Here is a 23891-nt window from a genome sequence, read left to right as displayed (position 1 = left end):
GCGAGAAGGCTAGCTCACGATAGGCAACGGTCTACGTAGTTCGTGCCAATCATCTACGTAGTTCGTGCCATCTCACTCATGCCAGTGTGTCGTTGCGCTGCAGCGCACGAGCGGACGCAAGCGTGGAACTCGGAAATTCTCCGAACAATTCCCGATAGTTCTTGGACAGTCGCCCGAGGTCTCCGGCCATTCCCCAATTTTGCGCAGCAAGCGATACCGTCGTCGTTCTGTTCGAGAGCAATTCGCGCCTGATCCGGTGCAACCGTAGTCGACGAATGTAATCGCGGGGCGTATCTCCCAGGATTTCTGAGAACGCGCGAAACAAGGTACGCGGCGACGTTTGTGCGGCACGTGCGATGTCATCAACCGAGATCGTCGAGGTCAGGTGCCGCCTGATATAGTCACGGGCTTCGTGAACGATCAGCGCCTGCCCAACGGGCCGCATGCGGCCGTCCCCGATATCGGGCAGTTGTGCGTAGTGACAGACGAGAGTGCGCAGCATTCGCCTCCCAATTCCAAGTCTCTTGTCCCGAGTGTCGCCGGGTGTATGAACGGTTACGACCTGCTCCCTCAGCGAGATCAATGCATCACGCGGTAGCGGTTCAATGTGAAGCCCGGTTCTGCTCGTCAGGTTGCGACGGAGAGCGAGTCTCTCCTGTTCGACCTCCTTTTTCAGTTGTTTTACCGTGAGGGTTGCGGTCACGTAGAGCGAATTGCCCCTCAACAGGACGTCGCATTCGTCGCCGGGCAGCACGACCACGACATTCCCCGCAATCACCGGGTTGAGCCACAGAAGCGAGCCCGGACCCACCTCGAGGCCCACTCCGACCGTAATCGCGTCTTTCGAAAGCGGGCCGCAGATCGCGGCATTGCCCTGGATCAGCCCGCTGCTGAACATAATGCCATCCCGGGCCGCAAACGCGAGGCTGCCGCGGACGCCAGCGCCCGGCATCTGGACGGCGTCAAGCCCGGCATCGAACACGGCGTTCCTGAGATCGTCCACTCGGGCAATGTCGAAGCGATGCCACGTTTCGAGAGCGACGGCCGACAAATCCTGGCTCCTGGACCGACTTTGTCGGTAAGGATAGGGGCGTGGCGGATGATTTCTACGTGGTTTGTGCCAATTTTCCGGAAGCTATCCGCGAGCCTGCAACCGTGTCGCGCGGCCGTTCTCCAAAAAGTTCGCGATACCAGCCGGACATCCGCCCCAGATCGCCTATGCCCCACTGATTGGCAACGAGTGCAATTGTACAGGCTTTCTCGGCATCGCTTGCGAGGTCATGCCGGATGCGATGGAGGCGCAGCCTCCGAACGTAGTTTTGAGGGGTGTCGTCGAGAATATCCGAGAAGGCGCGAAACAACGTACGTCGCGACGCGTATGCGGCGGCCGCGAGTTCATCGATGGAAATGGGCTCGGAGAGGTGGTCGTAAATGTAGGTCCGCGCCCGCTCGACGATCTTACCATGCAAATCGGGATGCCGCCCCCTGTTTTCCCGGCGCGGGGGACGCGCGAGATGCGCAATCAACGTCGTCAACAAATGTTTAGTAAGGCCTGAAGGGCCGAAGCCATCGGAGCTGCCGTGAACGGTTTCGAAAGCGTGCCGCAAATCCGCCAGGACTTCCGGAGCCATGCAACGTGCGTGGATGCCGGACCCACCCAAACTGTGCCGGTCGAGGACAAGCTCTTCCGCGGCGGCCTCATGCTCCAGCTTCTCTGCGGACAAGGTCACGGCTGCATAGAGCGATCCGGGCGTGTAGAGCGCGTCGTGTTCGTCGCCCGGCAGGAAAACGCCGACACTGCCTGCTTCGATTTCGTTGAGCCAGTGACGCGCGCCGCTTCCGATCCGAATGGCAACGCCGGTGGTGATGCAATTGCTCGACAGCGGCCCGAACAGCGAGACCCGCCCCTCGATCGATCCACTGCTGCAGACAATTCCATCAACTTCGCTGAACGCAAGAACTCCCGACAGGCGCCCGGTAGACATTTGCGTGGCTTCGAGGCCAGCCCCGCGTACCGCATCGCTGAGGTCCTCGATGCTCGATATCGGAAGGCGTGACCATGCTCCGGCAGGATGGTCGACTTCCATTCGGCGCCTCCATTTTCTTGGAGCAAAGAACTGCAAACGAAGCGGGCGGCGGCTGATGTGACGATAACCCGATGAACTAGCACCGTCTACGGGGAACAATCGTAAATTGAAGAGGCTTTATTGTCGCACAAGGGCAAACAGAAGTGCCAAGCTGGCCGCCTTGCAAGACGCTACAGCGGGTAATCGACAGCTCACGATCATGAGAATCTCCGAGATACCGCGAGGTCGCCTATTGGGCCCCTCTCGGACTTACGGCAATGTCCGCTTTCGCGCTCCTGTCAGGGCCATAGCAGACGTCCAGCGCGCGTGTTCCGACCCCGTCTCGATTTATGAGTCCTGGCTAGTCTAGTGATAGTCGATGATCTCCACGTCCTTCGGACCCGCGTCGGTCCACGGGAATACGACCCGCCATTGGTCATAGATACGGATCGGGTGCTTACACCCGCCACGTCGCCTTGCAATGGCATGGTGGTGAGAGTTTTCGGCCGCAATTGCGGCGGACGCGTACGCTGTTGCAGCGGTGGCGAAATTTCGGAATAATAGAAGATATCGCTGAGTTGCCCGACATGTCAAGTTGCTTGTCCGACGCGCCGGCGGCCGCCCTGCTCCTTTGCATGGGGTTGTTTTCGATATTTTGGGGTGGGGGCGGCAAAGGGCACTTCGAACGGAAAGCACCGGAGCCGGCCGAGGGGGCTGCATCCGCGGACGCGGACGTCTCATCCGTCGCGGACTGCGCCCGCGCCACCTTCTCCCGCGAGGGGAGAAGGGAAGTGGAGTTCGCGGTAGCGCTATTGCAGCGCCGCCAGCAGCTCGTCGGGCTGCTCGACCATCATCATGTGGCCGGCACCTGGCAGCACCACGGTGCGCGCATTCGGCGTCGCGGCGGCGAGCGTCTTGCCGGCCTTGGCGGGGGTCATCATGTCGCGCTCGCCGAGGATGAAGGTCGCGGGCACCTTGACCGCGGCCGCCGCCGTGAGCGCGTTCTGGTAGGCGTTGCAGGCGTTGAGGTCGTTGTACAGCACGCCCGGCTTCGCCTCCTGCAGCACCCGCTGCGCGCCCTGGTGCATCCACAGGCCGGGCGCGAGGCTGCCGCCGAGCTCGGCCTTGAAGCCGAGGCCCCAGATCGAGACCATGTCGATCGCCGCGACGTCATTGGCTTCGGCGGCCTTCAGGAGATCGGGGCCAACCGTCATGGTCGCGGCGGTGCCGATCAGCGCGAGGCCGGAGACCTTGTCGGGATGCCGCGCCGAGGTCTCGATCGCGATCAGCGAGCCCATCGAATGGCCGATCAGCCGCGCTTTCGACGCGCCGGCTGCCGTGATCAGCGCCGCGATCCAGTCGGCCATCTCGGCGATGGTCGGGAGCGGCTTGCCGGCGGAGCGGCCGTGGCCCGGCAGATCCGGCGCCAGCACGGAATAGCCATGATGGGCGAACCAGCGGCTGTGCAGCGCCCAGGTCGAGGAATCGAAGCCGGCGCCGTGGATCATCACCACCGCCGGCAGCGACGGATCGAACGGCTTGCCGCCGGTCGCGATGAAGGTGTCTGATCCGTTCACGGAAAGCTGCATGGTGCTCAAGTCCTTTGCGAGGCGCGCAGCGCCTGGCCGAGATCGTCGATGATATCCTGCGCGGTTTCGATGCCGACCGACAGCCGCACCAGCTCCTCGCCGATGCCGGCGGCCTTGAGCTGCTCGGCATCCATCTGCTGGTGCGTGGTGCTGGCGGGATGGATCACCAGCGTCTTGACGTCGCCGACATTGGCGAGATGGCTGATCAGCTTCAAGGACTCGATGAACTTCTTGCCGGCGGCGCGGCCGCCCTTGATGCCGAAGCTGACGATCGAGCCGGCGCCGCGCGGCAACAGCTTCTTGGCGAGCGCGTAATCCGGATGCGTCTCAAGCGACGGATGCAGCACCCAGTCGACCGCCTTGTTCGCGGCGAGGGCGTCCAGCACCGCATGGGTGTTGCTGACATGGCGGTCCATGCGAACGCCGAGCGTCTCGATGCCCTGCAGCAGCTGGAAGGCGTTGGTCGGCGACAGGCAGGCGCCGAAATCGCGCAGGCCCTCGGTGCGGGCGCGCATGATGAAGGCGGCCTTGCCGAACTGCTCGTCGAAGACGATGCCGTGATAGCCGGCATAGGGCTCGGTGAGCTGCGGGAATTTACCGGAGGCGCGCCAGTCGAACCGGCCGCCATCGACGATGACGCCGCCGATCGCGATGCCGTGGCCGCCCATCCACTTGGTCGCCGAGTTCATCGCGATGTCGGCGCCGAGCTCGATCGGCTGGCTGAGATAGGGCGTCGCAAAGGTATTGTCGATCAGCAGCGGAATCTTCGCATTATGCGCGATCTCCGCGACCGCCGGGATATCGAGCACCTCGAGCCCGGGATTGCCGATGGTCTCGCCGATCACGAGCCGGGTGTTCGGCTTGATCGCGGCACGGAATTCGTCGAGCGCACGCGGCTTCACGAAGGTCGTGGTGATGCCGAACCGCGGCAGCGTGTGCGCCAGCAGATTGATGGTGCCGCCGTAGAGCGAGGCGGAGGCGACGATGTGGTCGCCGGCATTGAGCAGGGTTGCGATCGCAAGATGCATCGCGGCCATGCCGCTGGCGGTGCAGATCGCGCCGACGCCGCATTCGAGCGCGGCGATCCGCTCTTCCAGTACCGCGGTCGTCGGGTTCGAGATGCGGGTGTAGATGTGGCCGGCGCGCTCCAGATTGAACAGCGCCGCGGCATGATCGGCATCCTGGAACACGTAGGACGTGGTCTGATAGATCGGAACCGCGCGCGCGCCGGTCGCGGGATCGGGGCGCTGGCCGGCGTGCAGGCTCAGGGTTTCGAAGGCAGGCGGCTTGGGTGCGGGCATGCGAAACTCGTCAGGTCAGTCGATGGGAATGGTGGGTTGGCGAGGAGTCTTTTATTTGACGCGTTTTCTTCACGCGAACCGGTGTCCACTTCGCTTGAAAACGCTTTGTTAGACGTGAACTGCGGTGCGAACACGGCCGACATTGCCGAACACGCGCAGATAGCGCTCGACCTCTGTGGGGATGCCGGTCGCCTTCTCCGGATTGTCGGAGAGCTTGACGGCCGGGCGTCCGTCGACCGACGTCACCTTGCAGACGATCGAGATCGGGTCGAGCTCGGCGGTGCCGTCGGGTGCGCAGCCGACGAAATCGTTGGTGAGATTGGTGCCCCAGCCGAAGCTGACGCGCACGCGTCCCTTGAAATGGTAGAACGTCTCCTCGATCGAGCCGACATCCATCGCGTCGGAGAACACCAGCAGCTTCTCCTTGGGATCGCGGCCCTTCTGCTTCCACCATTTGATGATCTCTTCGCCGGCCGTGATCGGCGGCGCGCTGTCGGGACGAAAGCCGGTCCAGTCGGCGACCCAATCGGGCGCGTCGCGCAGGAACGGTTTTGTCCCGAAGGCATCGGGCAGCGCGATCAAGAGGTTGCCGCCATAGGTGTGGCGCCATTGGTCGAGGATGCGATAGGGCGCCCAGCGCAGCGCCTCGTCGTCATTGGCGAGCGCGGCCGCGACCATCGGCAGCTCATGTGCGTTGGTGCCGATCGCCTCGAGGTCGTTGTCCATCGCGAGCAGCACGTTCGACGTTCCGGTGAAGGAGGGGCCGAGGCCTTCCTTCACCGCCTCGACGCACCACCGCTGCCAGAGGAAGCCATGGCGGCGGCGTGTGCCGAAATCGGACAGCCGCAAGCCGTCCAGCTTGCGCAGCCGCTCGACCTTGGCCCACAGCTTTGCCTTGGCGCGCGCATAGAGAACATCGAGCGCGAAGCGGCCGTAGGTCTTGGTCGCCGCGCGTGAGCGCAGCTCGTTGAGGATCGCGAGCGCCGGGATCTCCCACATCGTGGTGTGGGTCCACGGCCCGTGGAAATGCAGCTCGTACTGGCCGTCGACCTTGTGCAGCTCGTATTCGGGCAGCCGGAAGTTCGACAGCCAGTTGATGAAGTCGGGCGAGAACATCTGGGTCTTGCCGTAGAACGTGTTGCCCGCGAGCCAGATCAGCTCCTTCTTGGTGAAGCGGATGGTGCGGGCGTGGTCGAGCTGGGCGCGCAGCTCGGCCTCGTCGATGACCTCGGCGAGTCGGATATGGGTCGAGCGGTTGATCACCGAAAACGTCGTGCGGGTGTCCGGATAGCATTCCCGGATCATCTGCTGCATCAACAGCTTGTAGAAATCGGTGTCCAGCAGGCTGCGCACGATCGGGTCGAGCCGCCAGCCGTGGTTGTAGGTCCGGGTCGCGATATCTGTCACGGTCATGCGGGAACCTTAGCCTGCCGGGCGCCGCCCGCCCAGTGGGTATCGGGCGGAACATGGCAGGTCAGCGCGCTATGGTCTGCCGTATACGGCCGACGGTGGCGGCGACATCGGCCCAGGCCGGCTTATCAGGGGCGAATTGCCGCCGCAGGAAGGTGACAAGCTCGGCGACCTGGCCGTCGCTCATGCTGTCGTTGAAGGCCGGCATGTAGCCCAGATCGGTCACGGCCGGCTTGGCGATGCCGTGCAGGATCACCTGGATCAGGTTATCGGGCGCGTCGCTGTGCAGGTTGCTGTTCAGCGCCAGCGACGGCCGGCTGCCGAACAGCGACGGGCCGCCGACCTCATGGCAGACCGCGCAGGCGCCTTGATAGATCCGCGCTCCGGCCGAGGCGGCGGTGGTGACGACGGTGCCGGCTTCGAGCTTGGCGGCCATGGCATCGTGCGCCGACCGATTGGTGCCCTCGTTGAACGCGGCGAGGTAGACCGCCATCGCGCGGATGTCCTGGTCGGGCAGCGCGGCGAGCTCCTGCACGACCGGCGCCATCGGCCCTGCGGCAACGCCGTGCAGGCGCGACTCGCCGGTGCGCAAATAGGCGTAGAGCTCGTCCTCGCTCCAGGGGATCGGCGCCTTCGACAGCGACGTCAGCGCCGGCGCCTCCCAGCCCTCGGCGAAGCCGCCAGCGAGATAGGCGCGCTGCCGTTCGGCGCCGAGCGCATTGCGCGGCGAGTGGCAGGCGCTGCAATGGCCGAACCCTTCGATCAGATAGGCGCCGCGATTCCACACTTCCGATTTAGTGGGATCACCTTGGAACGTGTTGGGCCGATGGAACAGCGCATTCCATCCGGCAAGCAGCGGACGCAAATTGAACGGAAAGGCGAGCGCGTTGGCCGGCGTCTCGGCGTGCACCGGCGTCTGCGCCATCAGATAGGCATAGAGCGCCTGCAGGTCGGCATCACTGGTCCTGGCGAAGTGCGTGTACGGGAACGCCGGATAGAGATGGCGCCCGTCGCGATGGATGCCCTCGCGCATCGCGCGCTCGAAGGCGGGATAGGACCAGGCGCCGATGCCGGTGTCGACGTCGGGCGTGATGTTGGTGGTGAAGATGGTGCCGAACGGCGTCTCCAGCGGCCGACCGCCGGCGTTCGGAACGCCATGCTCCGACGTATGGCAGACGGCGCAGGCGCCGAGCGCTGCAAGCTCCTTGCCACGGGCGATCGTCGCAGCGGAATAGACCGAGGCGTCGGGCCGGGCGATCGGCGCGATCGCGCGCCAGGGCAGCACGGCCGCGCCGATGCCGATCGCCGCTGCGCAGAGTGCGGCAATGCCGGCGAGCACGCCGCCGCGCTTTGCAAAGGGATTCTGCCATCTGTTGAGGTCGGCCGTCTGCGCAGGCGGCGGGAGCGGGGCGGGCGCGACCGGTTGCTCGCCGCGCAATCCCTTCAAAATGCGTTCCGGTGTGAACGGCAATTCGCGGAAGCGGACGCCGGTCGCGTCATAGATCGCGTTGGCGATCGCGGCGGCACTCGGCACCGAAGCGGACTCGCCGACGCCGAGCGGTGGTTGATCCTGCCGCGGCAGCATCAACACATCGATCTTCGGCAGCTCAGGAAACTTGATGATGGGGTAGGCGCCCCATTCCCGCGCCGCCACCGCGCCGCGCTCGAAGGACACTTCCTCCATCAGCGCGCGGCTGGTCGACTGGATCACGTTGCCTTCGATCTGGTGCCGCACGCCATCCGGATTGATCATCAATCCGGAATCCTGGCCGGCGACGACGCGGGTCACGCTGACATCGCCGGTCGCCTTGTTGACGGCGACATCGGCGATCCACGCCGACCATGCTGCGCCGTAACCGGGAAACTTGCTGTGCACGTACAGCGCATAAGCAAAGCCGCGGCCGCGCACGATATCGCCGTCCGCCTCGGGTTCTTTCCACACCGGGCGCGGCGTCCAGCCGGCGCGCTCGGCAACGGCATTGACGAGATCGATCGCGCGTTGGTCCTTCAGATAGCGCAGCCGGTACTCGATCGGATCGACCTTCGCCTCCGCCGCAAGCTCGTCGATGTAGGATTCATGCGCAAAGGTGTTCGGCAGCGCCGAGACGCCGCGAAACCATGACGCGCGCACGATCGGCGGCATGTCGTTGGCGATCACGCGCATGTTCTCGTAGTCGTAGGGCGGGATCGCGGTGCGGTCGCCCATCTCGAACACCGCGGCTTCAGGCGCGATCCGCCCTGTGAGCAGCAGTGCCAATGTCGGCGCGCCGTTCGAGGGATAGCGCGTGGCAAAATCGTAAGCGGCGACGCTGCCGTCGGCGTTGAGCCCGCCATTGACGTCCATCAGCTGCGCGGTGCCCTTCGGCTCCCAGGCATGCTCCTGCTCGCGGGTGAGCTGCACGCGCACCGGGCGGCCGACCGCGCGCGACAGCAGCAATGCATCGGCAGAGACATCGTCGGCGCAGTTGCGGCCGTAGCAGCCGGCGACCTCCATCCGGATCACGTCGATCTCGGACTCCGGCCGCTGGATCAGCAGCGCCAGGTCGCCGCGCAGGATGTGCGGGTTCTGGGTGCCGGACCAGACCCGGATCGCGCCCTCGCTGTAATCGGAGACCGCGCACGACGGGCCGATCGAGCCGTGCATCTGGTAGGGCCAGAGATAAGTCCGCTGCATCGGCTTGGCGGCGGCCTTGAGCGCGGCGTCGACGTCGCCCTTGTCGATCAGCTGGCGCGGCGTCGAGGGATTGGCGCGCAGCGCCTTCTCCACGTCGGCAAGATCGGTCAGCGCCGGTCCCGGCTTCCAGCTCACCTTGAGCTGCGCGGCGGCCTTGATCGCATTCTCCTCGCGCTCGGCAACGACGCCGACGAAATCGCCGATCCGCACCACCGCGACGAGGCCTGGAATATCGCGCACCGAAGCTTCATCGACCGCAATCAGGCTGGTGCCGACGAACGGGCCGGCATCGACGCCGGCGTAAGGGGGGCGGACCACGCGGCCGTGCAGCATGCCGGGCACGCGCACATCGTGAACGTAGACAAGCTCGCCGGTGGCCTTCGCCAGCACGTCGACGCGCGGCACGGACTTGCCGACGACGGAATAGGCGCTCACGGCCTTGACCGGAACGTCGTCGGCAAGATCGAGCCGGATGGTTTCGTCCGCGATCAGCTCGCCATAGCTGACGCTGCGGTTGTCGTGGCCGCGGATCAGGCCGTCCTCGATCGCGAGGCTACTCGCCGGCAGCTCAAGCCGCTCGGCCGCGCGTGCGAGCAAGAAGTGTCGCGCTTGCGCGGCGGCCTTGCGCAGGGGAACGGCGGTGATCTGGATGGTTTCGCTTGCGATCGTCGGGCCCTGGTTCGGCACCACGGCGGTGTCGCCGAGGATCACGACGACGCGGGCAAAGGAGACGTCGAGCTCTTCGGCAACGATCTGACCGAGCGCGGTGCGGATGCCGGTGCCGAGATCCACATGGCCGTTGTAGGCATTGACCGTGCCGTCGGCCGTGATGGTGATGAAGGTCTCGAACGCACCTTCCGCGCCCAGCACCGCAGGGCGGACGACCGACAGCGAGCCGCGCTGGCGTTGCTCGGGAGCCCGTGCGTCCACCATCAATCGCGCGCCTCGAGCGCGTGACCGGCCGCGCGCATCGCCGCGCGGATGATCTCGATATGCGCGCCGCAACGGCAGAGATTGTAGCGCAGCGCCTCCAGCACTTCATGCTCGGACGGATTGGGATTGCGCGTCAGCAAGGCCTTGGTGGTGATAATCATGCCGTTGAGGCAATAGCCGCACTGCGCGGCCTGTTCGCGAATGAAGGCATCCTGCACCGGATCGGGATGCTCGCGGCTGCCGAGGCCTTCGAGCGTGACGATATTGCGTCCGGCGCAGCCCTCGATCGGAATCACGCAGGCGCGGGCGGCGACGCCGTCGATCAGCACCGCGCAGGCGCCACACTCGCCGAGCCCGCAGCCATATTTCGGCCCGTTCAATTCGAGGTCGTTGCGCAGCACGTGAAGCAATGCGGTGTCGGGAGCGGCGTCGACATCATGATTCCTGCCGTTCACGGTCAGGCGCATTGCCCCGGTTCTCCCTTGATGTTTGCGCTGCAACGTCAGCGTCGGATCGCCGACGAGGATAACGTTTGTATACAAACGTGCAAGCGGCGGCATGCCGCGCTGCAGCGCGTGCCCGCTTTATGAACAGGGTGCGCACGCGAAGGGCACGGTTTGATTGCAAAGGCCGCTTGACAGGTCACGGGCTCGCGCGCAGGATCATTCGTATACGAACGATATGCATGGGAGGCGGAAGCGCAGTATGATCGACCGCCGCCACAAGTCCAGGCTTGGTCACGATGGCTGACACAATGACCGTCGCCGCCGGCGACAAGATCCGCTGCGATGCCTGTCCGGTGATGTGTTACATCAAGCCGGGCGCGGCCGGCGCCTGCGACCGCTATGCCAATCATGACGGCACGCTGGTGCGCGTCGATCCGCACGTCGTGCTGGAGCGCACCGTGTCGCATGGCGGCAAGCTGGTTCCGTTCCAGGTGAGCGGCGACTGGGACGGCAAGATCGTCCGCCAGCCCGAACTGTTCGTCACCGCGATCGGCGCAGGAACAACCTATCCGGACTACAAGCCGGCGCCCTTCATCGTGTCGTCGGAGGTCGACGGCGTCGACATGGTCACCGTGGTGACTGAAGGCATTTTCTCGTATTGCGGCGTCAAGGTGAAGATCGACACCGACCGCTACCTCGGCCCGGAAACCGCGACCGTGCGCTCGGACGGTGAGGCGGTCGGCCATGTCACGACCAGCGAATATGGCTCGCAGATGCTCTCGCTCGGCGGGGTGCATCATCTGACCGGCGGCTCCAAGAAGGAAGGTCGCGTCACCTGCGACACGCTGATGGATCTCTCCAACTGCAAGGCGGTGGAGCTGACCATCGACGGTGGCGCCACCGTCGTGGTGCAGGCCGGCCGGCCGCCGATCGTCAATGGTGTGGCAGAAGAGCGCATGCGGGTCGGATGCGGCTCGGCGACCATCGGCATGTTCGCCAAGCAATGGCACGGCAAGGTCGATGAGGTCGTGGTGGTCGACGACCACATCACCGGCGTGCTCAGCGAACACCAGGCCGGCAAGCTGCTCGACATCGCCGACACCGGCATCAAGATGAAGGGACGGCGCTCGACGCCCGGCCGCTATTTCCAGGTCGCCGATCCCGGCACCGGATGGGGCGGCACCAACATCTCCGATCCGCTGTCGATCCTCGGCCCCTTCAATGCGAAGGAGGCGCGGCCCGGGCTCACCATGCTGATGGTCTCGACCACCGGCGAGCATGCGTCCTACTACGTGCTCGACGAGGCGCTGAAGCCGATCGAGACCGAGATGCCGGCGGACCTCAAATTTTCGGTCGAGCGCATCCAGGAGAATTGCGAGCCGGCGCTGTGCACCGTGCTGTTCATGGGCGGCGCGGGCGGATCGCTGCGCGCCGGCGTCACCGATAATCCGGTGCGGCTGACGCGCTCGGTGAAGGACGCGCTGACGCGGGTGACCAGCGGCGGTGCGCCGGTCTATGTCTGGCCCGGCGGCGGCATCACCTACATGGTCGATGTCACGCAGATGCCGGCCGGTGCCTTCGGCTACGTGCCGACGCCTGCGCTGGTAGCGCCAATCGAATTCACGATGCGAATGTCCGATTATGCGGCGCTCGGCGGCCATATGGACTATGTCCGGCCGCTGTCGTCGCTGCGCGACAGTGCCGAGGTCCGGCCGATGCCGTATCTTCCGGGGCGGCGTGCATGAAGCGGCTCCCGCAAATTGCGCTCCTTCCTGACGGCAAGCGGCTGCATTTGCAGGACGGTCCGATTGATCTGGTTGTCGAGGCCAAGGGCGGCGATGCTGACATTCGTACCGCCTATCAGGCTGCGGCGGCGCGCTTCACCGGATTGCTTGACGAACTCTGCGCGGAACTGACCGAACTGCGCAGCGCAGCCGCTCCGGGCGGGTGCACGCTGAAAGGCGTGGTCGCGCGGCGGATGCTTGCAGCGGTCGCGCCGTTTGCCGCCGATTGCTTCATCACGCCGATGGCGGCGGTCGCGGGCTCCGTCGCCGAGGAAATCCTCGGCGCGATGCTTGAGGCCACGCCGCTCGACCGCGCCTATGTCAACAATGGCGGCGACATCGCCCTGCATCTCGGCGACGGCGAACAATTCACCGTCGGCCTGATGGATCGGCCGGACCGTCGCGGCGTGATGCGCACCATGACGGTCGATGCCGATATGCCGGTTCGCGGCATCGCGACCAGCGGCCGCCACGGCCGCAGCTTTTCGCTGGGCATTGCCGATGCCGTCACCGTGCTGGCGCGGACGGCGTCGCAGGCGGATGCTGCGGCGACCGTGATCGCCAATGCGGTCGATCTGCCCAATCATCCCGCGATCCTGCGCGTTGCGGCGAGCGAGCTGCAGCCCGACAGCGACCTCGGCGCGCGGCTGGTGACCCGCGATGTCGGGCGGCTGGCGGAACACGAGGTTGAGCAGGCGCTCGAGGTGGGGGCGACGCGGGCGCGCGACCTCCTGATGTCGGGATTGATCGAGGGCGCGGCATTGCGTCTACTGGGCGAAACGCGGCTTGTCGGTGCAACTGGGATTGGGGCGCCGGCGTCGCACGCGTTTCAGGGACAAACGATAGAACACATGCTGCGGGCATGACTGGAAGCGAGGGAAGATGAGCGCCGTCATTCGCAAGATCGTCACAGTGGTCGAGGAGACCCATCTGGAGATGGGCAAGACCATCGCACCGCCGACAAGGCGTGCCGCCGCCATCGCCGTGATCGAGAACCCCTTTGCCGGCCGCTATGTCGAGGATCTGTCGCCGCTGATCGCGATCGGCGAGGAACTCGGCGAACTGCTCTCGAAGCGGGCCGTCGCCGCGCTCGGCATCGAGGGCGCCAAGGCGCACAGCTACGGCAAGGCCGCCGCCGTCGGTGAGAATGGCGAGCTCGAGCATGCGGCGGCGATCCTGCATCCGAAGATGGGCGCGCCGGTGCGCAAGGTGCTGTCGAAGGGCGCGGCGCTGATCCCGTCGTCGAAGAAGCGCTCGGGGCCCGGCACCACGCTGGATATTCCGCTCGGGCACAAGGACGCGGCTTTCGTGCGCAGCCATTTCGACGGCATGGAAGTGCAGATCAACGACGCGCCGCGGGCCAACGAGATCATGGTCGCGGTCGCGGTAACCGACAGCGGACGGCCGCTGCCGCGCGTCGGCGGGCTGACGGTCGGCGAGATCAAGGGCGAAGACGGATTGCGATAATCTCTTTGAAGAAAAACTGGAGGACGGGATGCGTGGTTATTTCGTAGGGGCGGGATTGGCGATCGCGGTCGCGACCATGGCAACGAGCGCCATGACAACGCAGGCCTTGGCGCAGAGCGAAATCAAGGTCGGCGAGATCAACAGTTACTCGCTGCTGCCGGCGTTCACCGAGCCCTATCGCAAGGGCTGGCAGCTCGCGGTGGAAGAGATCAATGCCGCCGGCGGCATTGGCGGCAAGAAGCTCGTTGTCGTTTCCAAGGACGACGGCGGCAAGCCGGCGGATGCGCAGACCGCGGCGAACGAGCTGGTGTCGAGCGAGAACGTCGCGATGCTCACCGGCACGTTCCTCTCCAATATCGGCCTTGCGGTTTCTGACTTCGCCAACCAGAAGAAGGTGTTTTTCCTTGCGGCTGAGCCTTTGACCGACGCGATCACGTGGTCGAAAGGCAACCGCTACACGTTCCGCCTGCGTCCGTCGAACTACATGCAGGCGGCAATGCTGGTGGAAGAAGCCGCAAAACTGCCTGCAAAACGCTGGGCGACGATCGCGCCGAACTATGAATACGGCCAGTCGGCGGTCGCGGTGTTCAAGAAGCTGATGTCGGCGAAACGGCCCGACATCCAGTGGGTCGACGAGCAGTGGCCGCCACAGGGCAAGATCGACGCCGGCCCAGTGGTGCAGGCGGTTGCCGCGGCGAACCCGGAAGCGATCCTCAACGTCACCTTCGGCGCCGACCTCGTCAAGCTCGTGCGCGAAGGCAACACCCGCGGCCTGTTCAAGGGCCGCACCGTGGTGAGCTTCCTGACCGGCGAGCCGGAATACCTCGATCCGCTCAAGGACGAGACGCCGGAAGGCTGGATCGTCACCGGCTATCCCTGGTACGCGATCAAGACGGCTGAGCATGACGCGTTCCTGAAGGCCTACCAGGCCAAGTACAACGACTATCCGCGGCTCGGTTCGATCGTCGGCTACCAGACCATCAAGGCGGCGGCGGCGATCCTCGCCAAGGCCGGCTCGAGCGATCCGGAGAAGCTGATCGCGGCGGCGGAAGGCATCTCGATGCCGTCGCCGTTCGGCGAGATCACCTTCCGCAAGATCGATCACCAGTCGACGCTGGGCGCCTTCACCGGCAAGACCGCGCTGAAGGACGGCAAGGGCATCATGGTCGACACCGCCTATCGCAAGGGCTCGGACTATCTGCCCAGCGATGCCGAGATCGAGAAGCTGCGGCCGAAGGATTGATTTTTTTCTTCTCCCTCTCCCCGTTCTTACGGGGAGAGGGTTGGGGTGAGGGGCTATTTCCGCGAACGAGCGCGCGGAGAGTCCCCCTCACCCGAATTCAAGCTGGCGCTTGAATTCGACCTCTCCCCGCAGGCGGGGCGGGGCGAGGTGAACGGAAACTCCAACGCGGACCGCCCATGGCTTTCTACGTCGTCCAGTTCCTGACCGGTCTTGCCAGCGCGGCGTCGCTGTTCCTGGTCGCTTCGGGTCTGTCGATCATCTTCGGCGTGACGCGGATCGTGAACTTCGCGCATGGCGCGTTCTACATGCTCGGCGCCTATGTCGCCTTTACCCTGACCGAGCGCTTTTCCGGTGCGCTCGGCTTCTGGGGCGGCATCGTCGTTGCCGCGCTGGCGGTTGCTGCGATCGGCGTGCTGGTCGAGATGGTGCTGCTGCGCCGGATCTATCATTCGCCGGAGCTGTTCCAGTTGCTCGCCACCTTCGGCCTGACGCTGATGGTCGAGGACCTCGTGGTGCTGATCTGGGGGCCGGACGATCTGGTCGGCCGCCGCGCGCCCGGCTTCAAGGGCGCGATCGATTTCTTCGGCCAGAATATTCCGAGCTATGACCTGTTCCTGATCGTGCTCGGGCCGGTCGTGCTCGGCGTGCTCTGGCTGTTGTTCCAGCGCACCCGCTGGGGCGTGCTGGTGCGCGCGGCGACGCAGGACCGCGACATGGTGGCTGCGCTCGGCGTCAATCAGAAATGGCTGTTCACCAGCGTGTTCGCGCTCGGCGTCTTCCTCGCCGCGCTCGGCGGCGCGCTGCAGATTCCGCGCGATGCGGTCAATCACGCGATGGATCTGCGCGTCATCGTCGAGGTCTTCGTCGTGGTCGTGATCGGCGGCCTCGGCAGCATCATCGGCGCCTTCGTCGCGGCGGTGCTGGTCTCGGAGCTCAACGCCTTCGGCATCCTGATCTTCCCGAAGATCTCCATCATCCTGGTGTTCCTGGTGATGGCGGTGGTGCTGATCGTCCGGCCGTGGGGGCTGTTCGGCAAGCCGGAGGCACTGGCACGGCGCACGCCGGGGCTGACCGTCAATCCGTGGCGTCCGCTGACGATGAACGAGCGGTTCGCCGCGATTGCCGTGCTGGTCCTCGCCGCCGCGCTGCCGTTCGTCGCCGGCAATTATTTGCTCACGGTCGGCTCGGAGATCGCGATCTTCGTGATCTTCGCGGTCAGCCTGCACTTCCTGATGTCGGTCGGCGGGCTCGCCTCGTTCGGCCACGCCGCCTATTTCGGCCTCGGCGCCTATGGCGTGGCGCTGCTCGCCAAGATGGCCGGCCTGCCGATGATTGCCTGCCTGCTGCTCGGGCCGCTGCTCGGGCTCCTCGGCGCCGCCGTATTCGGCTTCTTCGCGGTGCAGCTCGCCGGGGTCTATTTCGCGATGCTGACCCTGGCCTTTGCCCAGATCGTCTGGTCGATCGCGTTCCAGTGGGTGTCGGTCACCGGCGGCGACAACGGCATCCTCGGGGTCTGGCCTGCGAGCTGGGCGGCGAGCCCGTCGCATTTCTACTGGCTGTCGCTCGGCATCGCCGCGCTCGCGGTGGTGATCCTCCGCATCATCGTGTTCTCGCCGTTCGGCTTCGCGCTGCGCGCGACGCGCGATTCGCCGCTGCGCAGCGAAGCCATCGGCATCGACGGCAAGCGCATCCAGTGGACCGCCTTCGTCATTGCGGGCACGGTCGCCGGCCTTGCCGGCGCGCTGTTCGCCTATCTCAAGGGCAGCGTGTTCCCCGACAATATGGGCATCTCGCTGTCGGTCGATGCGCTGGTCATGGTGCTGCTCGGCGGTGTCGAGACGGTGTCGGGCGCGGTGGTCGGCGCCATCGTCTACAAGGCGCTCAACATCTGGCTGGTCAGCCAGACCGATTGGTCAAAACTCGTGCTCGGCGCGTTCGTGGTGCTGATCGTGGTCGCGTTCCCGAAGGGCATCGTCGGCACGCTGGAAGCCTTCATGCATCGCCGGCGCAAATCCTCGTCGTCGGTATCGCCCTTGCTGACCTCCCGCATCGAGAGCGCCGAATGAGCATGGTTCCCACATTGCTGTCGGTCGAGGGGCTGACCAAATCCTATGGCGGCGTGCATGCCGTGCGCGGCGTCTCCTTCGAACTGCGTGCCGGCGAGATTTTGGCGCTGATCGGGCCGAACGGCGCGGGCAAGAGCACCTGCTTCGACATGCTCAACGGCCAGAATATTCCCGACAGCGGCCGCATTCGCGTGCTGGGCGCGGAGACCACGGGCAAGAAGCCGCGCGTGATCTGGCGCATGGGCGTCGGCCGCACCTTCCAGATCGCGGCGACATTCCCCACCATGACGGTACGCGAAAACGTGCAGGTCGCGCTGGTCTCGCATGGCGGGCAATTGTTCAACCTGTGGGCCTCCACCGCCCGCCACGCCCGCGACGAGGCCGGGCGGCTGCTCGATCTGGTCGGCATGGGTGCCTATGCGGAGCGGCCCTGCGGCGAGCTCGCCTATGGCGACGTCAAGCGGCTCGAGCTTGCGATCGCGCTCGCCAACCAGCCGAAGCTGCTCCTGATGGACGAGCCGACCGCCGGCATGGCGCCGCGCGAGCGCGTCGAGCTGATGCGGCTGACGGCGCGGATCGCGCGCGAGCAGTCGATCGGCGTGCTGTTCACCGAGCACGACATGGACGTGGTGTTCGAGCATGCCGACCGCATCCTGGTGCTGAACCGCGGCAGCCTGATCGCCGAAGGTTCGCCCGAAGAGGTGCGCGGCAATGCCCAGGTGCGGGCGATCTATCTCGGCGAGGGCCTCGTCTACGATGCGCGGCACCGCGAGGGAGCATCGGCATGAAGCTGACGGTAAAGGATCTCAACAGCTTCTACGGCCCGGCGCATATCCTGTTCGACATCGCACTCGAGGTCGGCGAGGGCGAGGTGGTCGCCTTGCTCGGGCGCAACGGCGCCGGCAAATCGACCACGTTCCGCTCCATCGTCGGCCTGGTCGCGAACCGCTCCGGCCGCGTGATGTTCGAGGGCCGGGACGTCTCCGATTTGCCGACGCATGCGATCGTGCGGGGCGGGCTCGGCTATGTCCCGGAGGAGCGGCGCATCTTCACGGATTTGACGGTCGAGGAGAATCTTGAGGTCGGCCGTCAGCCGAAGCGGGCAGGCGCGCCGCAATGGGATCGCGAAAAACTGTTCAAGCTGTTCCCGAACCTCGGCGAGATGCGCGGCCGGCCCGGCGGACGCATGAGCGGCGGCGAGCAGCAGATGCTGACGATCGCGCGCACGCTGATGGGCAATCCGTCGCTGGTGCTGCTCGATGAGCCCTCGGAGGGGCTGTCGCCGAAAATCGTCGAGCAGATGGTCGATGCGATCCTGGCGATGAAGAAAGAGGGCGTTAGCATCGTCGTCTCCGAGCAGAATTTGCATTTCGCCCGGCTGATCTCGGATCGCGCCTATATCATCGAGCGCGGCCGGATCTGTTTCGGCGGCACCATGGCGGAGCTCGATGCGCGTCCGGATATCCGGGACGCGCATCTGTCGCTGTAAGGGCGGAGTGGACAATGGCGAGGAGTGCGGCACCGAAGCGAAACGGGAAGGCGACCAGGCCGGGATATGTGCTGGACGAGCAGATCGGCTTCATCCTGCGCCAGGTGTCGCAGCGCCACGCCGTGATCTTCGCCCGAGAGATCGGCATCAATCTGACGCCGACACAGTGGGCGGCGCTGTCGAAGTTGTCCGAGGTCGGCGCCTGCTCGCAGAACCAGCTCGGGCGGCTGACCTCGATGGACGTTGCGACCATCAAGGGCGTGATCGATCGCCTGACCGCGCGCGGCCTGACCGAGACCTCGCCGGATCCCGACGACGGCCGCCGCCTGCTGGTGAGTCTGACGCGCGCCGGCCAGCAGATGGCCGACAAGGCCGCACCCAATGCGCTGGTGATCTCCAGGGAAACGCTGGCGCCGCTCGACGCCAAGGAGCGCGAGACGCTGATCGCGTTGCTCGGCAAGCTCCGCTGACGCAAATCTAACACCGTCACCCTGAGGAGGTCGCGAAGCGACCGTTTCGAAGGCCCGGCTTTCGCCGCGCAGACCTAGCCGGGCCGTTCACCCTTCGAGGCACGCTGCGCGTGCACCTCAGGATGACGGGTCATCTATCGTGCCTCACGTGTCACGACCTCCGCAACCTTGCCGATTGGGCAGCGTGCTGTGTCCGCACTACGATTCCAGGCCAAGCGCCAGCGCGACGGCGCCGACCAGCACCAGGCTGAGCGCCCAAACCGTGTCCAGATTGAACCAGCTCCGGGATACGAATTTCAGGCCGAGGTAGCGGTAGACCAGCCACGCCAGGCATCCGCCGGCGGCGATCATCGCGCCGGCATGGACGATCGAGACCAGTACGGCCATCGTGAGGCTGGTATCGATCAGGCTGTTGGCAGCCGCATGGCGTTGGTCCGCTTCAGCCTCGCGGCACAGCCCCAGATAGATCGGCACCAGCATCAGCGCCGCGCCATGCGCGATCGCCACCGCGAACGACCACAAAGCGAGTTGCGTCGGCGGTATCCGCGCCAGGGCGCGCGGATGGCGTCGGTCGATCAGCCGGTAGACGCCGAACAGGATGACGAGCAGGCTGGCGCCGATCCGGATCGTGCGCTGCCATTCGACGAGGGTGATCAAGAGCGCGAACGGAAGGATCACCAGCAGCATCGCCAGCAAATGACCGATCGCGAGCGGGCCAAGCGCGGTCACCAGCGCACGCGAACTTTTCTGCATCAACCCTGCGGAAACCGCGAGCGGCCAGCCCATGCCCGGGTTGATTCCGTGGTAGAGGCCGCTCGCGATGACCGCCAGCCACAGCCAGGCCGGAGTCCAGTCGGCCGGGCTCACGTCAGGGCCCTTTCCGTTCCGATCGAATCGGAACGGGCTCTGGATTCTTGTTTTGACGCGTTTTCTTCACGCGAACCGGTACCCACTTCGCTCGAAAACGCTCTAGACCGACGGATAGCAGAAGGAGTCGGTGGAGCAGTCACCGCCATCGAGTCGGATCTGGTGCGCCCGGTAGCCGTCGGGGAAGCTGACCCAGTAGTCCTTCGCCAGTTCGAGCCCTCCGCCCGGGCTTGCATTCGCCATCACCTCGGCGCCGGGAATGCCTTGCGGATAGAACTGGTCGTCCCAGGTCGAGTAGAGCGAATTGGTCCAGTACACCCGCTTGCCGTCGCGGCTGATCTCGACCATCTGCGGCCCGCCGGCAAAGGCCTGTCCGTTCGGGTGAGGCGCGCGATGAACGATGCCGCCGATGCGGACCGATCCGGCGAGCTTCGGCTTGCGCGGATCGCTGACGTCGTATTGGCGCATCTCGCCGGTGCCCCAGCAGGCGACATAGAGAAACTTGTCATCCATCGACAAGTCGATATCGGTCACCAGCGGAGGTACGGCGCCGAAACCCTGCAACAGCGGCGGCAGCTGGTCCTTCGATGCAGGCTCGGGCGGGATCGTCACCGTCTTCTCGATGTGAAACTTGCCGCCCTCGCGCCACCAGGTCCAGATCGAACCCTCGAGGTTCGTGGTATCGACGACGACGCCAACGAAGCCGTGTTCGCGAACCGGATCGTGCGCCGGACGCACCTCCAGCGCCATCTGATGATTGGCGCCGAGGTCGATGGTCTGGACATTGCGTCGGGCGCGCAGGTCCCAGAAATGCAGCCGATGGCCGTATTTGTTCGACAGCAGGTCTTCCGGCACGATGCCGTTCTCGAACTGCGGCGGCAAGGCCCACTCGCTGCTCACCATGTAGTCGCGCGGCAGATTCCACCAGAAGTCATAATGCTTGGTCTGCGGCCCACGATCGATCTCCCACCGGCCGAGCACCTCGAATGTCTCGCAGTCCATGATGAAGATGCCGGGCGGCCCGTCGGTGCCGTCCTTGCCGCTCCCGCCGAGCGTGCTGACATAGATGCCTTCCGGCCCGCAGTGGATGGTGTGCGGTCGCGAGTAGCCGGTCTTCTTGAAGATCTCCTCGGGCTCGATGATCTTGTGGATCTTGGCTTGCGTCGGATCCGGCTTGGTGTCGACGATATAGATCCGGGAGGATCGCATGCCGGGGATGATGAGATAGCGACGCTCGAGGAAGGCGTGTCCGGCCAGCGGGGACAGCGCCGACGAGCAGGCGTTCCAGCCGAAATGGTGGAACTCGTCGCCCTTGTTGGGCATCGTCACCGTGTGGACGATCTTGCTGTAGGTCGGAGAGCCGGGCTTGACGTCGATCACCGCGAGTGTGTCCGGCTTCGAGAAATCCGGACTGAGCAGCACGGTGTAGGCAAAGCTCTCGGCCGGCGCTTCCATCGCGAGCTTCGGCGAGGCGTGGAACGTAGGATCTGGCCTCATCGTCATCGGCTGCCTCCTGATTGTGTGATGTGGATCGACACGGCACGGCGGCATGCAGCAGCAAGAACTTAAATCCGGATCGAAAAATGCCTCTTGCGAGTGCTGCCGGCTAAGGTTCGCTTGCGGGCAGACTACACCTCAACGGTGACAGCTGAAAACAAGGTTCGGTGACGGCGCTGGCGCGGCAAAGCCGCGCGCCGCCGGGCGCGCGATCTGGCAGCCTGCTCAAGGGGTTGAGCAACCGATCCAGCACATCAGCCTGAGAGCAAGTGAATGTATGACTGACGAGTGGCACCAAACGTTCAGCGCCGTCCCGGCCTTCGCCGGGGCGACACCGGATATGTTGCACCGCTGTTCACCCCGTTACCTCCGCGCAACGGCTTTGGTGCACGTCACTTCGCCACCACCTCCGGCACCTTGCCCGCGGGCGGCGTGTTGCGGCTGCGCTGGGTGCGGACGATGCCGTCGATGATGGTCATGCCGATGCCCGGGAGATCGCCGAGCTGAACGCTCTCCAGGATGTTCTTGCCCGGCGAATGCTGTGCCTTGTCCATCAGCACGAAATCGGCCGAGCGGCCGACCTCGATCAGGCCGCAATCGAGCTCGCGCATCCGCGCGGTGTTGCCGGTCGCCAGGCAGAACGCCAGCTCGGCCGGGAGCTCGCCGAGCGAGGACAGCAGCGAGACCATCCGCAAGATGCCGAGCGGCTGCACGCCGGAGCCGGCGGGCGCGTCGGTGCCGAGGATGACGCGGTGCAAATCGCCCATCTCGCGCGCGGTGCGCAGCGTGAACAGCGCCGAGCGCTCATTGCCGTTATGCACCAGCTCGAGTCCGCGCTTGCAGCCCTCGCAGATGCAGCGGATCTGGTCGTCGGGCAGGGCGGTGTGGCCGCCATTGATATGACCGACCACGTCGGTGTCGGCCTCCAGCACCACGTCCTTGTCGATCAGGCCGGAGCCCGGGATCGACGGGCCGCCGGTGTGGATCGTGCTTTGAATGCCGTATTTGCGCGCCCAGCCGACCATCTTGCGCGCGGTCGGTCCGTCCTTGACGCCGCCGAGCCCGACCTCGCCGAGCAGCTTGACGCCGGCGGCGGCCATCTCCTTGAAGTCGTCCTCCACCATCTCGCATTCGATCACGGGCGCGCCGGCATGCACCTTCACGCCGCCCGGTCGCAGCGTCCAGAACGCGCGCTGTGCGAAGATCGCCATCGCCTTCAAACCGACGACGTCGCGCGGACGCCCGGGCATGTGCACCTCGCCGGCGGAGATCATGGTGGTGACGCCGCCATGCAGATAGCTGTCGATCCAGTTGATCTGGTTCTGCCGCGGCGTCCAGTCGCCGGCGACGGGGTGGACGTGGCTGTCGATCAGGCCGGGCGCGACCGTCGTGCCATTGGCATCGACGATGGTGGTGGCGCCTTCGGTGTCGACGTCCTTGAGGCGGCCTATCGCAGTGATCTTGCCGTTCTCGGCGACGATGGTGTCGGCATCCAGGATCGGCTTTTCCAGGGCCCCCGACAGCATCAGCCCGATATTGCGGATCACCAGCTTGCTCGGACCGGTCGCCTGGGGTGCATCGTGCGCCATGGTTTTTCCTTTTGGTTCAACGCCTTCGCCGGCCATTGTGCCCGTGGCTTGACGGCCGGATCAAGCTGGATTATTCATTTGTATACGAACGATCGTGTACAAATGATTTTGCCGCCAATCCGGCCCGCGCGTCAAGGAAACTGACGATGAGCAATTTCAACCAGGAAAGCGTCCTCAGCGTTCACCACTGGACCGACACGCTGTTCTCCTTCAAGACCACGCGCAACCCGTCGTTCCGCTTCCGCAACGGCGAGTTCACCATGATCGGGCTCAAGGTCGGCGAGAAGCCGCTGCTGCGGGCCTACAGCGTCGCCAGCGCGAATTACGAGGACACGCTGGAGTTCTTCTCGATCAAGGTTCCGGACGGCCCGCTGACCTCACGCCTCCAGCACCTCAAGGAAGGCGACGAGATCATCGTCAGCCGCAAGGCGACCGGCACGCTGGTCATCGACAACCTCAAGGATGGTCGCAACCTCTATCTGGTCGGCACCGGCACCGGCCTCGCGCCGTTCCTCAGCGTGATCAAGGATCCCGAGACCTACGACCGGTTCGAGAAGGTCGTGCTGCTGCACGGCTGCCGCCGCGTCAAGGAGCTCGCCTATGGCGAGATGATCACCGAGAAGCTGCCGCAGGACGAACTGATCGGCGAATTGGTGCGCGACCAGCTGATCTACTACCCGACCGTGACGCGCGATCCGTTCCATAACCGCGGCCGCATCACCGACCTCATCATCTCGGGCAAGCTGTTCACCGACATCGGCCTGCCGGCGCTCGATGCCGCGCATGACCGCGTCATGATCTGCGGCTCGCCGGCGCTGGTCGCTGACACCCGCACGTTGCTGAACGGCCGCGGCTTCGTCGAGGGCAATCACGGCGAGCCCGCGCAGTTCGTGGTGGAGAAGGCGTTCGCCGAGCGCTGAAGCCCGCACATTTCGCCGTCATTGCAAGCGAAGCGAAGCAATCCATTGCTACCCAGCGCGCGGAGGGATGAATTGCTTCG

19 protein-coding genes are annotated in these 23891 nt (G+C 65.2%); 9 read left to right on the top strand and 10 right to left on the bottom strand.

Going from position 1 to position 23891, the window contains the following annotated elements; translation table 11 throughout:
* Nucleotides 1-76 precede the first annotated feature (76 nt).
* From J2R76_RS15640 to J2R76_RS15610, 7 genes are all read right to left on the bottom strand, one after another.
* Nucleotides 77-1051 (bottom strand): helix-turn-helix domain-containing protein, encoded by a 975-nt coding sequence (locus J2R76_RS15640; RefSeq protein ID WP_253624131.1) that lies wholly within the window; start codon nucleotides 1049-1051, stop codon nucleotides 77-79.
* Between the two features lie 55 nt (nucleotides 1052-1106).
* A complete protein-coding gene (locus tag J2R76_RS15635) occupies nucleotides 1107-2087 on the bottom strand; it encodes a helix-turn-helix domain-containing protein (RefSeq protein ID WP_253624130.1) in 981 nt (326 codons plus the stop codon).
* A 788-nt stretch (nucleotides 2088-2875) separates the two neighbouring features.
* Nucleotides 2876-3655 carry an alpha/beta fold hydrolase gene (locus tag J2R76_RS15630; protein ID WP_253624129.1) on the bottom strand — a complete coding sequence of 260 codons (780 nt, stop codon included), beginning with the start codon at nucleotides 3653-3655 and terminating at the stop codon, nucleotides 2876-2878.
* 5 nt (nucleotides 3656-3660) lie between these two features.
* Entirely contained in the window at nucleotides 3661-4956 is a 1296-nt protein-coding gene (locus J2R76_RS15625; RefSeq protein WP_253624128.1) for an O-acetylhomoserine aminocarboxypropyltransferase, read from the bottom strand.
* A gap of 108 nt (nucleotides 4957-5064) precedes the next feature.
* A complete protein-coding gene (gene pncB / locus J2R76_RS15620) occupies nucleotides 5065-6369 on the bottom strand; it encodes a nicotinate phosphoribosyltransferase (protein WP_253624127.1) in 1305 nt (434 codons plus the stop codon).
* A gap of 61 nt (nucleotides 6370-6430) precedes the next feature.
* On the bottom strand, nucleotides 6431-9973 hold the full coding sequence (locus J2R76_RS15615) for a molybdopterin cofactor-binding domain-containing protein (protein ID WP_253624126.1): 3543 nt from the start codon (nucleotides 9971-9973) through the stop codon (nucleotides 6431-6433).
* A complete protein-coding gene (locus tag J2R76_RS15610) occupies nucleotides 9973-10440 on the bottom strand; it encodes a (2Fe-2S)-binding protein (protein WP_253624125.1) in 468 nt (155 codons plus the stop codon). Before J2R76_RS15610 ends, J2R76_RS15615 begins: the two co-directional genes overlap by 1 nt.
* Nucleotides 10441-10715: 275 nt before the next feature.
* On the opposite strand from J2R76_RS15610, the gene J2R76_RS15605 reads away from it, so the two are divergent.
* The 8 genes from J2R76_RS15605 to J2R76_RS15570 all read left to right on the top strand — a co-directional run bounded on the left by J2R76_RS15605 (nucleotide 10716) and on the right by J2R76_RS15570 (nucleotide 18938).
* On the top strand, nucleotides 10716-12164 hold the full coding sequence (locus J2R76_RS15605; RefSeq protein ID WP_253624124.1) for a 6-hydroxynicotinate reductase: 1449 nt from the start codon (nucleotides 10716-10718) through the stop codon (nucleotides 12162-12164).
* A complete protein-coding gene (locus J2R76_RS15600; RefSeq protein ID WP_057017560.1) occupies nucleotides 12161-13069 on the top strand; it encodes a UPF0280 family protein in 909 nt (302 codons plus the stop codon). Before J2R76_RS15605 ends, J2R76_RS15600 begins: the two co-directional genes overlap by 4 nt.
* Nucleotides 13070-13085: 16 nt before the next feature.
* Nucleotides 13086-13670, top strand: coding sequence for an amino acid synthesis family protein (locus tag J2R76_RS15595; RefSeq protein WP_057017559.1), 585 nt, complete (start codon nucleotides 13086-13088; stop codon nucleotides 13668-13670).
* Between the two features lie 28 nt (nucleotides 13671-13698).
* The gene (locus J2R76_RS15590; protein ID WP_253624123.1) at nucleotides 13699-14913 is read left to right on the top strand and encodes an ABC transporter substrate-binding protein; all 1215 of its coding nucleotides are present in this window, start codon (nucleotides 13699-13701) and stop codon (nucleotides 14911-14913) included.
* A gap of 176 nt (nucleotides 14914-15089) precedes the next feature.
* A complete protein-coding gene (locus J2R76_RS15585) occupies nucleotides 15090-16979 on the top strand; it encodes an ABC transporter permease (protein WP_253624122.1) in 1890 nt (629 codons plus the stop codon).
* Nucleotides 16976-17767: an ABC transporter ATP-binding protein gene (locus tag J2R76_RS15580; protein ID WP_016842451.1), complete on the top strand. Its 792-nt coding sequence runs from the start codon at nucleotides 16976-16978 to the stop codon at nucleotides 17765-17767. Before J2R76_RS15585 ends, J2R76_RS15580 begins: the two co-directional genes overlap by 4 nt.
* Nucleotides 17764-18468, top strand: a complete 705-nt coding sequence (locus tag J2R76_RS15575; protein ID WP_057017556.1) for an ABC transporter ATP-binding protein — start codon at nucleotides 17764-17766, stop codon at nucleotides 18466-18468. The genes J2R76_RS15580 and J2R76_RS15575 overlap by 4 nt, the downstream gene beginning before the upstream one ends.
* A gap of 14 nt (nucleotides 18469-18482) precedes the next feature.
* Nucleotides 18483-18938 carry a MarR family winged helix-turn-helix transcriptional regulator gene (locus J2R76_RS15570; RefSeq protein WP_028334366.1) on the top strand — a complete coding sequence of 152 codons (456 nt, stop codon included), beginning with the start codon at nucleotides 18483-18485 and terminating at the stop codon, nucleotides 18936-18938.
* Between the two features lie 198 nt (nucleotides 18939-19136).
* Here J2R76_RS15570 and J2R76_RS15565 read toward each other — a convergent pair whose 3' ends face one another.
* The 3 genes from J2R76_RS15565 to J2R76_RS15555 all read right to left on the bottom strand — a co-directional run bounded on the left by J2R76_RS15565 (nucleotide 19137) and on the right by J2R76_RS15555 (nucleotide 22891).
* Complete coding sequence (locus tag J2R76_RS15565; protein ID WP_253624121.1) at nucleotides 19137-19805, bottom strand: hypothetical protein; 669 nt, start codon at nucleotides 19803-19805, stop codon at nucleotides 19137-19139.
* A gap of 102 nt (nucleotides 19806-19907) precedes the next feature.
* Nucleotides 19908-21308 carry a selenium-binding family protein gene (locus tag J2R76_RS15560; protein WP_253624120.1) on the bottom strand — a complete coding sequence of 467 codons (1401 nt, stop codon included), beginning with the start codon at nucleotides 21306-21308 and terminating at the stop codon, nucleotides 19908-19910.
* Nucleotides 21309-21694: 386 nt separating this feature from the next.
* Nucleotides 21695-22891, bottom strand: coding sequence for an amidohydrolase family protein (locus J2R76_RS15555; RefSeq protein ID WP_057017552.1), 1197 nt, complete (start codon nucleotides 22889-22891; stop codon nucleotides 21695-21697).
* 146 nt (nucleotides 22892-23037) lie between these two features.
* Between J2R76_RS15555 and J2R76_RS15550 the strand changes: the two genes are divergently transcribed.
* On the top strand, nucleotides 23038-23811 hold the full coding sequence (locus J2R76_RS15550) for a ferredoxin--NADP reductase (RefSeq protein ID WP_253624119.1): 774 nt from the start codon (nucleotides 23038-23040) through the stop codon (nucleotides 23809-23811).
* The last annotated feature ends 80 nt before the right edge of the window (nucleotides 23812-23891 follow it).

Source organism: Bradyrhizobium sp. USDA 4532 (genome assembly GCF_024171315.1).
In the GTDB taxonomy this organism is placed as follows: domain Bacteria; phylum Pseudomonadota; class Alphaproteobacteria; order Rhizobiales; family Xanthobacteraceae; genus Bradyrhizobium; species Bradyrhizobium australafricanum.
This window is presented reverse-complemented; position numbering and strand designations above follow the sequence as displayed.